Here is a 17,196-nt window from a genome sequence, read left to right on the forward strand (position 1 = left end):
GGAATTCGCGGGCCGCGGCGCCGCCGTGCCGCTGATCGCGCGCCCGCGCCCGGACCTGGTGCCGCTCTCGCCGGCGCAGCAGCGGATGTGGTTCCTCAACCGGTTCGACCCCGGGCAGAGCGTGCACAACATCCCAGTCGCGCTGCGCCTCACCGGTGCGCTGGATACGGCGGCGCTGGAATCCGCACTCGCCGATATCGTCGCGCGCCACGAGACGCTGCGCACGGTGTACCCGGATATCGGTGGCATCGGCTACCAGCAGATTCGACCCGCCGACCACGTACCGGTGTTGTCGCGGCTGCACGGCGACGACATCGCCGCGGTCGTCGGGGCATTCGTCGCCGAACCCTTCGATGTGACCACCGAGGTTCCGCTGCGCGGGGCCCTGTTGCCGTTGCGATCGGAAAGCGCTGCGCCCGAACATATTCTGGTTCTCGTCGTTCACCACATCGCCGCGGACGGCTTCTCGATGGGACCGCTCGCGCGCGATATCGCCACGGCCTACGCGGCCCGCAGTGCCGGGACCGCCCCGCAGTGGCACGAGCTGGCGATCCAGTACGCCGACTACGCGCTGTGGCAGCGCGAAGTACTCGGCGCGGAATCCGATCCCGAGTCCTCGGCCGCGCGCCAACTGGAGTTCTGGCGCGACCGGTTGCGCGGACTTCCGGCCCGGCTGGACCTGCCCACCGACCGGCCACGCCCGGCGGTGGCCGATCACGCGGCGGCCACGATCACCGTCGACTTCGACGCGCGGCTGCGCGCCGGCCTGGACGACCTGGCCGGACGCTATGAGAGCACGCCCTTCATGGTGGTGCACGCCGCGCTCGCGGTACTGCTCGCCCGGATGTCGGGTACGGCCGATATCGCCATCGGCGCACCGGTCGCCGGACGTGGTGCGGCGGTGCTCGACGATCTGGTCGGCATGTTCGTCAACACCCTCGTACTGCGCTCCGATATCCAGGCGGCGCAGCCGTTCTCGGCCGTGCTGCGGCAGGTGCGCGAGAGTGATCTCGCCGCCTTCGCCCACGCCGACATCCCCTTCGAGCGGCTCGTGGAGGTGCTCGACCCGCCTCGATCGCAAGCCCACCACCCGCTGTTCCAGGTGGCGTTGTTCTTCCAGAACCTGAATCCGGTGACGGTCGAACTGGGTGAGCTGACCGTCGGCGAGGTGCGTCTCGACACCGCGGTGAATCCGTTCGACCTGCAGGTCACCGTCACCGATCGCGAGATCGGGTTCACCTATGCGACAGCGCTTTTCGACGCGGCGACGGTCGAGGGGCTGGCCGCGCGGTTCCTGCGGGTGCTCGAGTCGGTCGTCGTCGAGCCGCAGCGTGTCGTCGGCGATATCGACCTGTTCGCCGCCGGTGAGCGCGAGCGCGTCCTCACCGAGTGGAACGATTCGGCGCATATCGGTTTCGGCGCGGAACTGCTGCTCGACGAATTCGAAGCCCAGGCCGCGACCGCGCCGCAACTGCCCGCGGTGCGCTACATCCCGGACGACGGCTCGGCGCCGACCGTCCTCACCTACGGCGAGCTGGACAGCCGCAGCAACCGGCTCGCCCGCCACCTCATCGCCGCCGGGGTGGGCCCGGAATCGCTGGTCGCCCTGTCGATTCGGCGTTCGCCGGCGTTGGTGGTGGCGATGTACGCCGTGCTCAAGGCCGGCGGGGCCTACGTTCCCATCGATCCCGACCATCCGGCCCAGCGCATCGCCCACATCCTGGAGACGGCCCGGCCCGCGGTCCTGCTCACCACCGCCGGTGCCGAGGTGGACTTCGACGGCCCGACCGTCGCGGTCGACTCCGTCGCCCTCGACGCCTACCGCGACGACCCGATCGCGGTGAACGAACGCCACAGCCCGATGTACGCGAACCATCCGGCCTACGTGATCTTCACCTCCGGTTCGACCGGAAAGCCCAAGGGCGTCACCGTCACTCACGCGGCGATCGTCAATCAGATGACGTGGATGCAGGCCGAATACCGGCTCACCGCCGCCGATGTGTACTTGCAGAAGACCGCGACCACCTTCGACGTCTCGCTGTGGGGCTACTTCCTGCCGTTGCGGATCGGCGCCACCCTGGTGCTGGCCGCTCCGGACGGCCACCGCGATCCGGGCTACCTCGCCGAGACCATCGCCGAATACGGCGTCACCGTCACCGATTTCGTGCCCTCGATGCTCAGTGTCTTCGCCGCGCAGGTCGGCTCGGCGCAGGTGCGGTCGCTGCGACAGGTGTTCGTGATCGGTGAGGCGCTGCCCGCCGAGACGGTGCGGGCGTTCGGCGCGATCAGCTCGGCGCGGCTGCACAACCTGTACGGGCCCACCGAGGCGGCAGTCTCGATCACCCACCGGGATGTCACCGGGGTGACCGACCGCCCGGCCCTGCCGATCGGCCGGCCCGAATGGAACAGCCGCGTCTACGTGCTGGATTCGCGGCTGCGGCCGGCCCCGCCGGGTGTCGCGGGCGAGTTGTATCTGGCCGGCGCCCAACTGGCGCGCGGTTACTACGGCCGCGCCGACCTCACCGCCGACCGGTTCGTCGCCGATCCGTTCGCGGCGTCGAACGGCGCCGGCGAACCCGGCTCCCGGATGTATCGCACCGGTGATCTGGTGCGCTGGGACGTCGGCGGCGGCGCACCGGAACTGATCTACCTCGGCCGCACCGACTTCCAGGTGAAGTTCCGGGGTCAGCGCATCGAACTCGGCGAGATCGAGGCGGTGCTCGCGGCGGTGCCCGGTGTCGCCGCGGCGGCCGTGCGGATCGTGACGGCTCCGGGTGGCGATCACCTCATCGGTTTCGTCACCCCGGCCGGCGACGGCTCCGTCGCACCCGGCCTCGGCGAGCGGGCGCGCGACGCCGCCGTCGCGCAACTGCCCGGGTACATGGTCCCGTCGGCCGTAGTCGTCCTGGACGCGTTCCCGCTCAATGCCTCCGGCAAGCTCGATCGCACTGCGCTGCCCGATGCCGGTGATCCGCGGGTCGCGGCGGTCTTCGGCGGTCGCGAGTACCGGGAGCCGAGCACACCGGCTCAACGGCTGGTCGCCGAAACCTTCGCGCAGGTACTCGGCATCGAACGGGTCGGCGCCGACGACGACTTCTTCGCCCTCGGCGGTAATTCGCTGGTCGCCACGCGGGTACTGGCCCGGCTCGGCGAGCGCCACGGCCGTCGCGTTCCGGTGCGCCTGCTGTTCGAACATCCGACCGTCGCCGGTCTGGCCGCCGCCATGAGCGACATCGACGGCAGTGCAACGGATCTGCCCGGGCCCGTCGCCGCCGAACGGCCCGAGGTCGTTCCGCTGGCGCCGGTGCAGCAGGGCATGTGGTTCCTCAACCGTCTGGCTCCGGATTCCGCGGCCGACAATATCGCGGTCGCGGTCCGCATCCTGGGCGATCTGGACGAGGCGACCATGTACGGCGCCTTCACCGATGTGGTCGCCCGCCACGAGGCGCTGCGCACCTACTATCCGCTCGATGCCGAGGGCGAGGGCTGCCAGGCAGTGCTGCCTCCGGAACAGGCGCATATCGAGTTCGAGAGCCGAACGGGCGCCGCGGCGCAGCCGATCGCCGACTTCGCCGGACGCGGTTTCGACGTCACCGCCGCACCGCCGGTACGGGCCCTGCTCATCCGCGAATCCGACACCAGCCACGTCTTCGTCGTGGTCGTCCACCACATCGCCGCGGACGGCTATTCGCTGAATCCGCTGCTGCGGGATCTGATCGCCGCCTATCTGGCCCGCCGGACGCGGACCGCGCCGAACTGGCCCGCGCTGCCCGTGCAGTATGCGGATTACGCACTGTGGCAACGACAGTCGCTGGCTGCCGCCGAGGCCGAACATCTGGACTTCTGGACCCGGACGCTGGCGGATCTGCCCGGCGAACTCGCCCTGCCCGCCGACCGGCCGCGCCCCGCCGTGGCCTCGCGCCGGGGTGCGGTCGTGCGCGGTCGTATCGACGGCGCCGTCGCCGGTGCGGTCCACCGCCTCGCCAAGGCGCACGGCGCGACCCCGTTCATGGTCTGGCATGCCGCCCTGACCGTGCTGCTGGGCCGGCTGTCCGGCGGTGACGACATCGCGATCGGCACCCCTGTCGCCGGACGCGGCGCCAGTGCACTCGACGAGCTGATCGGCATGTTCGTCAACACCATGACGCTGCGGACGAGACCTCGGATCGGCGACAGTTTCGATGCGGTGCTCGCGCACACCCGCGCCGTGGACCTGGCCGCATTCGCTCATGCGGCACTGCCTTTCGATCGCGTGGTCGACGCCCTGGGCGTGGCACGCACCGCGGATCGCAACCCACTGTTCACGGTGTCGCTGAGCTATCTCAACCTCGGCTCGCACACCCACGCCGTGCCGGGGCTGATCCTCGAACCGGTCGAATTCGACAATCCCGTGGCCAAATTCGACCTGCAGTTCACCGTGTCGGACGAACTGGACGCCGACGGGCACTTGCCGCTCGAACTCACCTATGCCACCGACCTGTACGACCCGGCCACCGCGGCGGGACTGCTGCGGCGGCTGGGCCGGGTGATCGGTGCCGCCGTCGCCGAACCGCGGCGCGCCGTCGGCGATATCGACCTGCTGTCCCCGGCCGAACACGCGGCCCTGCTCGACGCTCGGCCCACGCCGTTCGTCGCCGCCCGCACACTCGCGGATTTCCTGGCGGAGGCGGCGCGCCGCAATCCCACCGGTATCGCGCTGTGTGGCGACGGCCGGGATGTGACCTACGCGGAACTGGATGCCGAATCGAGCCGATTGGCGCGGGTCCTGATCGAATCCGGCGTCGGCGCGGAGGATTTCGTCGCGATCGCGATCACCCGCTCGGTGCGGTGGGTGGTGGCCTGGTGGGCGGTGGCGAAGGCGGGTGCCGCCTTCCTGCCCGTCGATCCGGACTATCCGGCGGAGCGGATCGCCCATATGCTCGCCGATTCCGGTGCGGCCGTGGGCATCACCACCGTCGCGGACGCCGCCGTGCTCCCGGCGACGCTGCGCGCGCTCACTGTCGACGCGCCGGAATTCGCTGCGCGCCTGCGGAATACCTCTCCCGAGCCGATCGAGGCGCGCGAACTGCTGCGCCCGGTCCGGTTGCAGAATCCGGCATGGATGATCTACACCTCCGGCACGACCGGTAAGCCGAAGGGCGTCGTGGTGACCCACGGCGGTATCGGGGCCATCGTGGCCGCGCATCGCCGGCACTATCGGGTCGATTCGGGCGCGCGGGTGCTGCACGCCTCCTCCCCGAGCTTCGACGCGTCGATGCTGGAACTGCTGATGGCCTTCGCGGGGTCGGCGACCGCCGTCATCGCACCGGTCGGCGTGTACGGCGGCGACGAGCTGACGGAACTGCTGGCAGCGCAGCGTGTTTCGCACGCCTTCATCACACCCGCCGTGCTGCGGACCCTCGACCCCGCCGCGCTGCCTCGGCTGCGACGGCTGACGGTCGGTGGTGAGGCCTACGGTCCGGACCTGATGGCTCACTGGGCCGCGGGCCGCGAATTCCACAACACCTACGGCCCGACCGAGACGACCGTGTTCGCCACCGTGAGCGCGGTGAAGCGTCCGGGCGACCCGCTGGACATGGGCGCCCCGATCGCCGGAATGTCGGCGGTGGTACTCGACGGGCGGCTGCGCCCGGTGCCACTCGGCGTCACCGGTGAGTTGTATCTGCGCGGCCCCGGGCTCGCGCGCGGTTATCACGCGCGGGCGGCGCTGACGGCCGAGCGCTTCGTCGCCGATCCGTACGGTGCGCCGGGCGAGCGGCTCTACCGCACCGGCGATTTGGTGCGCTGGGTGGCGCGCGGCGAGGACTACGTCGTCGAATACGTGGGCCGCTCCGACCATCAGGTGAAGGTGCGCGGCCTGCGCATCGAACTCGGCGAGATCGACGCGGTGCTCGCGGCGCACGAGTCGGTCGCATTCGCCGCCACCCTCGGCCATCTCGATGCGGCGGGGGAGACCTCGCTGGTCGCCTATGTGGTCGCCGCAGCCGGGCACGTGGTCGACGTGGACGAACTGGTGGCCCACGCCTCCCGCAGCCTCACCGCGTACATGGTCCCGGCCGCGATCATGGTCATCGACGAGATTCCGCTGACACCGACCGGAAAATTGGATCGGAAGGCGTTGCCGGAGCCGGTTTTCCGGGTAGCCGAATTCCGCGCCCCGCGCACGGCCGCCGAATCCACGGTCGCCGACATCGTGGCCGGGGTGCTCGGCCTCGGCGAAGCCCGCCGCATCGGCCTCGACGACGACTTCTTCGCACTCGGTGGCAACTCGCTCACCGCAACCCGGTTGGCCGCGCGGCTCGGATCGGCATTCGACACGACAGTGCCGGTGCGCGCCGTCTTCGAACATCCCACCGTGGCCGCCCTGGCGGCCGTCGCCGCGGCGCCGGAGGGCGCGCCGGCCCGGGTGGCGCTCACCCCGCGCGCCGTCGACGGGCCGGTGCCGCTGTCGCTCGCGCAGCAGCGCATGTGGCTGCTCAACCGGATGGACGAGCACTCCGCCGCCTACACGATCCCGCTCGCCATGCGGTTGAGCGGTGCACTCGACGTGCCCGCGCTGAATGCCGCGTTCGCCGATGTGGTGGCCCGGCACGAGGTGCTGCGCACGGTGTATCCGCAGACCGACGCGGGACCGGTGCAGGTGATCCTCCCGGTCGCCGACGCCCCTGCACCGCACTTGGCGCCCGTGCCGCTGCGCGGCGCCGACATGCTCGATGCCGTATCGCACTTCGTCACCGAGCCGTTCGATGTGACGGCCGCGGTGCCGCTGCGGGCCCGGCTGTTCGTCGTCACCGACGCACCCGGCAGCGAGTACGTCCTGGTCGTGGCCATGCATCACATCGCCGCCGACGGGTCCTCGCTGGTACCGCTGGCCCGGGACGTGATGACCGCCTACGCCGCCCGCCGCGGCGGGACAGCGCCGGACTGGACGCCGCTGCCGGTCCAGTACGCCGACTTCGCGCTCTGGCAGCGCGAGGTGCTCGGCTCCGAGGAGGATCCGGAATCGCCGGCCGCCCGGCAGATCGGGTACTGGACCCGCACGCTGGCGGGGCTGCCGGACCAGCTGGCGCTGCCCACCGACCGGCCGCGTCCGGCGACGGTCTCCACCGCCGGCGGCACCGTCGATTTCACCGTGGACGCCTCGACCCACTCCCGGCTGGCCGAGATCGGGCGCACCCACGGCGCGACGCTGTTCATGGTGATGCACGCCGCCTTCGCGACCCTGCTGTCGCGGCTGTCGGCCTCGACGGATATCGCGATCGGTACTCCCATCGCCGGCCGCGGTGACAGGGCCCTCGACGAACTGGTCGGCATGTTCGTCAACACCCTGGTGCTGCGCACCGAGGTCGATCCGGGCTTCGGCTTCGCCGAACTGCTCACGGGCGTGCGCGACGGCGACCTGGCCGCCTTCTCCCACGCCGACATTCCTTTCGAGCGGCTGGTGGAGGTGCTGAACCCGGTCCGGTCGACCGCCCGGCATCCGCTGTTCCAGGTCGGCTTCTCCTTCCACAACCAGGCCGCCGCCGAATTCGCGCTGGACGGCCTGACGGTGAGCGCGGCGGATTTCGATACCGCGGTCTCGCAGTTCGACCTGCATCTGGTGATCACCGACCGCTACGACGCATCCGGTGCGCCGCTCGGCATGGCCGCCTCCCTCACCTACGCCACCGCTCTCTTCGATGCCCCCACTGTGGCCGGCTTCGGCGAGCGGCTGCTGCGGCTGCTGGAAGCGGTGTGTGCCGATCCGGCTCGGGCGCTCGGCTCGGTGGATCTGCTCGCGCCGCAGGAGCGGGCGCGGATTCTGCAGACCTGGAACGACACCGCCGAACCCTATTGTGCGACAACGCTTCCCGTGCTGTGGAACGCGACGGTGGAAACCGCCGGTACCGCGCCCGCGCTGATCGTCGATCGCGACGGCGCCGGTGAACCGGTGAGCTATGCCGAATTGTCGGCGCAGGTCAACCGTCTCGCCCGGCATCTCATCGCATTGGGCGTCGGCCCGGAGACCCGCGTGGCGCTGGCCGTGCGCCGTTCCCGGGAACTGATCGTCGCCATGTACGCGGTCGGCGTCGCCGGTGGCGCGTACGTGCCGGTCGATCCGGACCAGCCGGCCGAACGCGTCGACTACATCCTCTCGACCGCGGCTCCGCTGTGTGTGCTGACCACCTCGGATATCGCACCGACGCTGCCGGACGGGCAGTTCCGCGTGGTGGACGTCGACGAGGTGCCGGAGCTGTCCGCCGCCCCGGTGACCGATCGGGACCGCCGTGCCCCGCTGCTGCCGCAGCATCCGGCCTACGTCATCTTCACCTCCGGATCGACGGGCCGGCCCAAGGGCGTCACCGTCGCGCACGAGGCGATCGTCAACCAATTGCGCTGGAAGACGGCGGCATTCGAATTGGGTGCCGACGACGCGGTGTTGTTGAAGACCGCCGCCACCTTCGACCTCTCGGTGTGGGAGTTCTGGTCCGCCGCCGTCTGTGGTGGCCGGCTCGTGGTCGCCGCCCCGGACGGCCATCGCGATCCCGCATACCTCGACGAGCTGATGCGGCGCGAGCGGGTGACCACGCTGCATGTCGTCCCGTCGATGCTCGACGCGCTGCTCACCGCCTCCGGCGGACGCCTGCCGGCCTCGCTGCGCCGCATCCTCGCCATCGGCGAGGCCCTGCCCGCGACCACCGCGCAGCGCGTGCGCCGCGCCGGTTCCGCCCGCCTGTACAACCTCTACGGCCCGACCGAGGCCGCGGTCTCGATTACCGCCCACGCGGTCGACGACGCCGACACGGTGACCGTTCCGATCGGTCGTCCGGAGGCCAACAGCAGGGTGTACGTGCTGGATTCGCGGCTGTTGCCGGTGCCGGTGGGCGTGCCCGGTGAGCTATATCTGGCCGGTGCGCAGCTGGCGCGCGGCTACGACGGACGCGCCGATCTGACCGCGGAACGGTTCGTGGCCGACCCGTTCGAATCCGGAGCACGCATGTATCGCACCGGCGACGTGGTGGCCTGGAACGCGGCCGGCGAACTCGAATATCGGGGCCGCACCGATTTCCAGGTGAAGGTGCGAGGCTTCCGCATCGAACTCGGGGAAATCGAGGCAGCGCTGCTCGCGCTGCCGGCGCTCGCGCAGGCCGCCGTGCTGGCCGTATCGGATCCGCGCACCGCCGATCGACTGGTCGCGTATCTCGTCCCGTCCGCCGGTGATGTCGATATCGCCGAGGTGAAAGCGGCTCTGGCCCGGACACTTCCGTCCTACATGGTGCCCGAGGCGTTCGTCGTCCTCGAGGCGCTGCCGCTGACGGTGAACGGCAAACTGGACCGGGCCGCGCTGCCCCGCCCCGTCTTCGAGGCGACGGCCTACCGCGCTCCCGCCGGCCCGGTGGAACAGACGATCGCCGATATCTACGCCGACGTGCTGGGGGCGCCCCGGGTCGGCGCCGACGACGACTTCTTCGCCCTCGGCGGCAACTCGCTGCTGGCCACCCAGGTATCCGCCCGCCTCGGCGCGGCCCTGGACGCCCGGATTCCGGTGCGGCTGCTGTTCGAGGCCTCGACGGTGGCCGCGCTCGCGGTGCGCGTGGACGGCCACATCGGCTCCGGTGGTCGCACGGCGCTGACCGCCGGACCGCGGCCCGAGGCGCTGCCGCTGTCGCTGGCACAGCAGCGGATGTGGTTCCTCAACCAGTTCGAACCCGAATCCGCGGCCTACAACGTGCCCGCCGCCGTGCGGCTGCGCGGTGAGCTGCGGGTCGACGCGTTGCAGCAGGCGGTGCTCGACGTCCTGGGCCGGCACGAGGTGTTGCGCACCGTGTATCCGCAGACGGCCCACGGTGTCGTGCAGCACATCCTGCCCGCCGCGCAGGCGGGCGCGGACCTCACCCCGCGGCCGGTCGGCGCCGACGAGGTCGCGGCGTGCATCGCCGAACTGGCCTCGGCCGGCTTCGACGTGAGCACCGAGGTGCCGATTCGCATTGCGCTGCTGCGCCTTTCGGCAGACGAACACGTACTGGTGTTCGTGGTGCATCACATCGCCGCCGACGGCTGGTCCATGCGGCCACTGACCCGCGATGTCATGCTCGCCTACGCCGCGCGCAGCGCCGGCCAGGCTCCGCACTGGACGCCGCTACCGGTGCAGTACGCGGATTACGCGCTGTGGCAGCGGCAGGTGCTGGGCTCGGAAGACGATGCGCGGAGCCTGATCTCGACGCAGGCGCGCTACTGGCGCGAGGCCCTGGCCGGTCTGCCGGACGAGGTGAATCTGCCCGCCGATCGCCCGCGTCCGGCGGTGCAGTCCGCACGCGGCGGACGGGTGGTGTTCCCCATCTCGGAGCAGCTGCGCGCGGATCTGGCCGAGCTGGGCCGCGCCCACAATGCGACGTTGTTCATGGTGGTGCATGCCGCGTGGGCGCTGTTCGTGGCACGCATGGCCGGGACCGACGACGTCGCGGTCGGCACCCCGATCGCGGGCCGCGGCGAGGCCGAACTCGACGATGTGGTCGGCATGTTCGTCAACACCCTCGTGCTGCGCACCCGGGTTCCGGGCGAGGCGACCTTCGCCGAATTACTCCGCAGCGCACGCGATACCGATGTGCAGGCGTTCGGACACGCCGATCTGCCCTTCGAGCGACTGGTCGAGCTGGTGAATCCGGAGCGCTCCACGGCCCGCCATCCGCTGTTCCAGGTGATGCTGACCTTCCAGAACCTGCCGCAGCGCGATTTCGAACTGCCCGGCCTGCGGGTCGAGGCCGTCGATTTCGATTTCGACGCCGAACAATTCGATCTGTCGCTGACCGTGCAGGAGACCGGAGAGGGACTGCTCGCCGACCTGTCGTACGCGCGTGATCTGTTCGACCACACCACGGTCGAATCGTTCGCCCGGCGCTTCACCGGACTGCTCACGGCCGTGGCCGCCACCCCGGAGCGGGCCGTCGGCAGCCTGCCGCTGCTGTCGGCACCCGAATACGAGCAGTTCACCCGGATGGACGGCGGCCCGGTGCTCGCGGACGGCCTGCTGCCGGAGATCTTCACTCGCGGCCTGCGGCACGGCGCCGACCGGATCGCGGTGCGCATCGACGGTCGATCGGTGACCTACGGGGAGCTGGATCGGCAGTCCTCGCAGCTGGCCCGGATGCTGATCGACGCGGGCGTCGGGCCGGAGCGCGCGGTCGCGATCGCGCTGCCGCGCTCCTACGAGATGATCGCCGCGGTCTGGGCGGTCGCGAAGGCGGGCGGCGCGTACGTGCCGGTCGATCCGAGCTACCCGCCGGATCGAGTCCGGCATATGGTGGTCGACTCGGCTGCCGTAATCGGCATCACCACACGGGAATTCGCTGCCGACCTGCCCACGGCCACCACCTGGCTGGCGCTCGACGACGAGACCACCGCCGCGGCCTGCGCGGCCCGTTCCCACGATCCGATCACCGATGCCGATCGCATCCGTCCGCTGCGCCCGGACAACGCCGCCTACACCATCTACACCTCGGGTTCGACCGGCCTGCCCAAGGGCGTCACGGTCACGCACCGACGGGTCGCCAATCTCGCCGCCCATGCCACCCGCCTGTGCCGGGTGGAGCCGCGGCACCGTTTCCTGCACGTCTGCTCGCCGAGTTTCGATCAGTCGCTGGAGGAGTGGCTGCTGACCTTCGGCAGCGGAGCCACCCTGGTCATCGCGCCGCCGTCGGTGCTGGGCGGACAGGAACTCGCCGAGCTGCTGCGCGCCGAGCGGGTCACCCACACCATGATCACCCCGGCCATGCTGGCCACCGTCGATCCGTCCGGACTGCCGGACCTCGAGGTCGTCGGCGCCGGCGGTGACGCGACCACGCCGGAACTGCTGGCCAAGTGGCAGCCCGGCCGCCGCTTCGTCAACAGCTACGGGCCGACCGAGGCCACCATCTCCTCGGCCTACGCGGTCCTGGTCGCGGGCGTGCCGATCACCATCGGCACCCCGGTGCCGGGCACGACGACGCTGGTACTCGACGCGCGGATGCAGCCGGTGCCGCCCGGTGTCGCGGGTGAGCTGTACGTGGTGGGCGACGCCCTGGCCCGCGGGTACCACGCCCGGGCGGGGCTGAGCGCCGAACGTTTCGTCGCCTGCCCGTGGGGCACGCCGGGAACCCGGATGTATCGCACCGGCGACCTGGTCCGCTGGATCGTCGGCGGCGAGGGCGAGTGGGAGCTGGAATATCTGGGCCGCACCGATTTCCAGGTCAAGGTGCGCGGCTTCCGCATCGAACTCGGCGAGATCGACGCGGTGCTCACCGGCCACGACGATATCGATTTCGCGGTCACCCTGGGTCGCGAGACTCCGGCCGGCGCCACCGCGCTGGTGTCGTATGTGCGTGCGGTGCAGGGACGTTCGGTCGATCCGCAGCAGCTGACCGCCTATGCCGCGCGCGGTCTGCCGTCGCATATGGTGCCGGCCGCGATCGTCGTCCTCGACCGCGTGCCGCTCACCCCGGTGGGCAAATTGGATCGGAAGGCGTTGCCGGAACCACAGTTCCGGGCGCGGCCCTACCGCGAACCGGCCACACCGCAACAGCGACTGGTCGCCGCGGTCCTGGCCGAGGTGCTCGGGGTGCCACGGGTCGGCGCCGACGACGACTTCTTCGAACTCGGCGGCAACTCGCTCATCGCCACCCAGGTGGTCGCGCGCCTGGGCGCTCGGACCGCGACCCGGATCCCCGTGCGCACGGTGTTCGAGGCGCCGACGGTGCGTGCCCTGGCCGAACGGCTCGCCGCCCATGCCGGGACGACGAGGGTCGAGCTCACCGCACGGACTCGGCCGCAACGGATCCCGCTGTCACCGGCACAACAGCGGATGTGGTTGCTCAATCGCATGGACCCGACCTCCGCGGCCTACAACGTGCCGTTCGCGGTGCGCCTGACCGGTGCGGTGGACGCCGCCGCACTGGAGCTCGCCTTCGCCGATGTGGTCGAACGGCACGAGGTGTTGCGGACCGTCTATCCGCAGGGTGACGACGGACCGTTCCAGCAGATCCTGGCCGGCGCCGACGCCGAGTTCACGGTCGGTTCGGTGATCGCCACCGAGGTGGAAGCCGAAGTCGCGCAGATGCTTTCGCGCCCATTCGATGTCACCTCCGACATTCCGGTGCGAGCCGCGCTGCTGCGGGTGACGGATACGTCCGAGCACATCGTCGTGCTGTCGATGCACCACATCTGTGCCGACGGCGCCTCGGCCGCGCCGCTGGTCCGGGATCTGCTGACCGCCTATGCCGCGCGCACGGCCGGTGCGGCGCCGCAGTGGTCCCCGCTGTCGGTGCAGTACGCCGACTACGCACTGTGGCAGCGCGAGCTGCTCGGCGCGGAGGACGATCCGCGATCCTTGGTCGCGGGTCAGCTCGCGCATTGGCGGACCGCCCTCGCGGACCTGCCCGAACAGCTGGCGCTGCCGGCGGATCGACCGCGCCCGAAGGTGCAGTCGCTGCGCGGCCGGGCGCTGACGTTCGAGATCGGCGCCGAGCGGCATGCGGCCCTGCACCGGCTGGCCCGCACCCGCCACGCCTCGCTGTTCATGGTGGTCCGCGCCGCGCTGTCGGTCCTGCTGGCCCGGCTCGCCGCCACCGACGACGTCGCGGTCGGCGCGCCGATCGCCGGCCGGGGTGAGGCGGAACTCGACGACCTGGTCGGCATGTTCGTCAACACGCTGGTGCTGCGCGCCCGGGTCGCGCCGCAGGCGTCGTTCGCCGAGCTGCTCGACCAGGTTCGAGAGACGGATCTGGCGGCCTTCGCCAACAGCGATGTGCCGTTCGAACGACTGGTGGAACTGCTCGACCCGGTCCGGTCGACGGCGCGGCATCCGCTGTTCCAGGTGGGCCTGTCGTTCCAGAACCTGACTCGGGCCGAGGTGCGGTTGCCCGGCGTGACGGTGAGCGAACTCGATGTCGACACGCGCACATCGCAATTCGATCTGCACTGGTATCTGACGGACACCTACGACGAGCAGGGCGCCCCGGCGGGCATCTCGGCCGCCGTTACCTACGCCACCGACCTGTTCGACGCGGCCACGGTGCAGCGGTTCGTGCGGCGGTTCCTGCGGGTGATCGACCGGGTCGCCGCCGACGCCGAGGTGGCGATCGGCGATATCGACCTGCTGGACGACGCCGAACGCACCCGCATGCTGGTCGACTACAACGACACTTCCCGGGATCTGCCGCCGGTCTTCGGCAGCGACCATCCGCACACGCTGACCGCCCGGTTCGCGGCCGCGGTGGCCGTGCATCCCGAGGCGGTGGCGCTCGCCGAGGATCGCGCGGGAACCGGTGCCGCACAACGAGTTCTGACCTATGCGGAATTCGATGCGCGGAGCAACCGGCTGGCCCGGTATCTGATCGGCCGGGGGATCGGCCCGGAGCAGCGGGTGGCGGTGGCACTGCCGCGCTCGGTCGAACTGCTGGTCGCCGTCTACGCGGTGATCAAGGCCGGCGCCGCCTATGTGCCGATCGACCCGGATCAGCCGGACGAGCGGATTCGTCACATCCTCGACACCGCGGCGCCGGAATGCGTGCTGGGACTGCATGATTCGACGATCGACGGCGCGATCGCGCTGGATCGGCTGCACCTCGCGAACTACAGTGACGCCGCGGTGACCGATGCGGACCGGGTGTGTCCGTTGCGGCCGGACGGCATCGCCTACGTGATCTTCACCTCCGGGTCGACCGGGCGCCCGAAGGGCGTGGCGGTCAGCCACCGGGCGATCGTGAACCGGTTGGTGTGGATGCAGTCGGAATACCGGCTCCAGACCGACGACGTGGTGCTGCAGAAGACGCCCGTCACCTTCGACGTGTCGGTGTGGGAGTTGTTCTGGCCGTTGCAGATCGGTGCCCGGCTGGTGCTGGCCGCACCCCAGGGGCATCGCGATCCGGAATATCTGGCCCGCCTGGTGGCGGCCGAATCGGTCACCACGGCGCACTTCGTGCCGTCGATGCTCGCGGCGTTCGTCGCGGGATCGGGGGCCGGTGCGGGTACCTCGCTGCGGCGGGTCTTCGCCTCCGGCGAGGCGCTGCCGCCGGCGGTCGCGCAGCGGTTGCGGACCCTGACCGGCGCCCGGTTGCACAACCTCTACGGGCCCACCGAGGCCGCGGTGGACGTGACCTACCACGAGGTCACCGATGCCGATACCGCCACGGTGCCGATCGGCCGCCCGGTCTTCAATACCCGTGTCTACGTGCTGGATTCACGATTGCGCCCGGTGCCGGCGGGTGTCACCGGCGAGCTGTACCTGGCCGGGACCCAGCTGGCGCGCGGATATCTCGCACGCCCCGATCTGACCGCGGACCGGTTCGTGGCCGACCCCTTTGCGGGCGGGTCAGGGGGCATGGGCCCAGCGGGTGGGTCAGGGGGCATGGGCGCAGCGGGCGGGCAACGCATGTACCGCACGGGCGATCTGGTGGTGTGGACTGCCGACGGCGAGTTGGAGTACCGCGGCCGCTCGGACTTCCAGGTGAAGTTGCGCGGGCTGCGGATCGAGCCCGGGGAGATCGAGGCGGCGCTGGTCGCACAGCCCGAGGTCGCCCAGGCCGTCGCACTGGTCCGCGGCGCCAACGGCATGGACCAGCAGTTGGTGGCCTATGTGGTCGCCGAGGCCGGGCACACCGTCGACACCGATCGGTTGCGTGCCGGACTCGCGCGGCATCTGCCCGCGTACATGGTTCCGGCGGTCGTGGTCGTGCTCGACGAACTTCCGGTGAGCGCGTCCGGCAAACTCGAACGCCGTGCCCTCCCGGCGCCGCCGCGCGCGGTGCGCGAATTCCGCGCTCCGCGGACCGCGGCCGAGACGCTGGTCTGTGAGAGCTTCGCGCAGGTGCTGGGTGTGCAGCGATTCGGCCTGGAGGACAACTTCTTCGAACTCGGCGGCACGTCGCTCTCGGCGACCACGCTCGCGGCCCGGTTGACTGCCGCACTCGGGCAACAGGTTCCGGTGCTGACGCTGTTCACCGCGCCGACGCCTGCGGCCGTGCTGGCCGAACTCGACCGGGCCGCAGGCGATATCGATCTCGCTGCCGCCTTCGACGTGCTGCTTCCGTTGCGGCGCAGCGGTATCGGCGAGCCGCTGTTCTGTGTGCATCCCGTCGGTGGTGTCGCCTGGTCGTTCGCCGGCCTGGCCGCCTCGGTGGAGCGGCCGCTCTACGGTCTGCAATCGCCGGCGCTGAGCGGGGAGGACCTGCCCGGCACCGTCGAGCAGTGGGCGCGGCGCTATGTCGAGGCGATCCGCTCGGTGCAGCCGGACGGTCCGTATCACCTGCTGGGCTGGTCGCTCGGCGGCGTGCTCGCCCATGCCGTCGCGGTGCAGTTGCAGGACGAGGGTGAGCGGGTCGAACTGCTGGCCGTGATGGACAGCCGGCTCGGCGAGCCCGATGCCGACGAGTTCGAGCCGGTGGCGCTGCCGGAACTGCTGGGCGGGTTGCTGGGCGAGCGGATCGAGGACTTCGGCGACGCCCTGCCGGAGGATCGAGGCGCGCTCCTCGACATGCTGCCCGAACCGTTCGCGTCGCTGGGCCGGGATCGGATCACCGCCGTCCTCGAGGCGGCGCTGGAATCGGTCGATCTGGCCGCCGCCTATCGGCCTCGGATCTATCGAGGCGATCTGACGTACTTCGTCGCCGCCCGCGACGCCTCGAGCGAGCCGGGCGCCGACGGGTGGATATCGGCGGTCAGCGGCGCGGTGCGGCGCCACCGCCTGCCCACCACCCACTGGCGCATGACGTCCGCGGAACCGTTGCGACGCATCGGCGCGGTGCTGAGCGAACACCTGAACAACGGCGAAACAGACTGATCCGCATCGCTTTTCGCCTCATCAGCCCGGAACCGATCAAGTTCCGTGCGGCCCTCGGGCGCCGGTCCGGCGTTCGCGGTTCGCGACCGTGAAAGGAAGAAGGAAGAAAGTATGACAGGCACCGACTACACCGCGATCCTCACCCAGATCCTGAGCTTCCTCAGCTCCGGTTCCAGCCTCGCCTACACCCCGAAGTAAATCGCCCCGGAAAGGATTATCGACTGATGGATACCGGAAGCTCCGGCCTCGGCAGCATCTTCACCGCCCTCGCGAACCTGCTCTCCACCGGATCGGCGGTGTCGGTGACACCGGGCGCTTGATCGCGGTGCGGGCCCGGACATCGCGGGCCCGCACCATCACCCGGTGCGGTGGTGGAGTCACCGCGCCGGACACAGTTCCGCACG

General features: G+C 70.7%; 1 protein-coding gene (cut by a window edge). It reads left to right on the plus strand.

Features of this window, described 5'->3' with window-relative positions:
• Nucleotides 1-16,792: the 3' portion of a non-ribosomal peptide synthase/polyketide synthase gene (locus ACPCUW_RS19950; protein WP_423426393.1), read on the plus strand. Its footprint begins 14,993 nt before the window's first position; the window shows 16,792 of its 31,785 coding nt (coding positions 14,994-31,785); the start codon falls outside the window, past its left edge; the stop codon is at nucleotides 16,790-16,792.
• Nucleotides 16,793-17,196: the final 404 nt, after the last annotated feature.

This window comes from Nocardia sp. AB354 (genome assembly GCF_049538315.1).
GTDB lineage: Bacteria > Actinomycetota > Actinomycetes > Mycobacteriales > Mycobacteriaceae > Nocardia > Nocardia nova.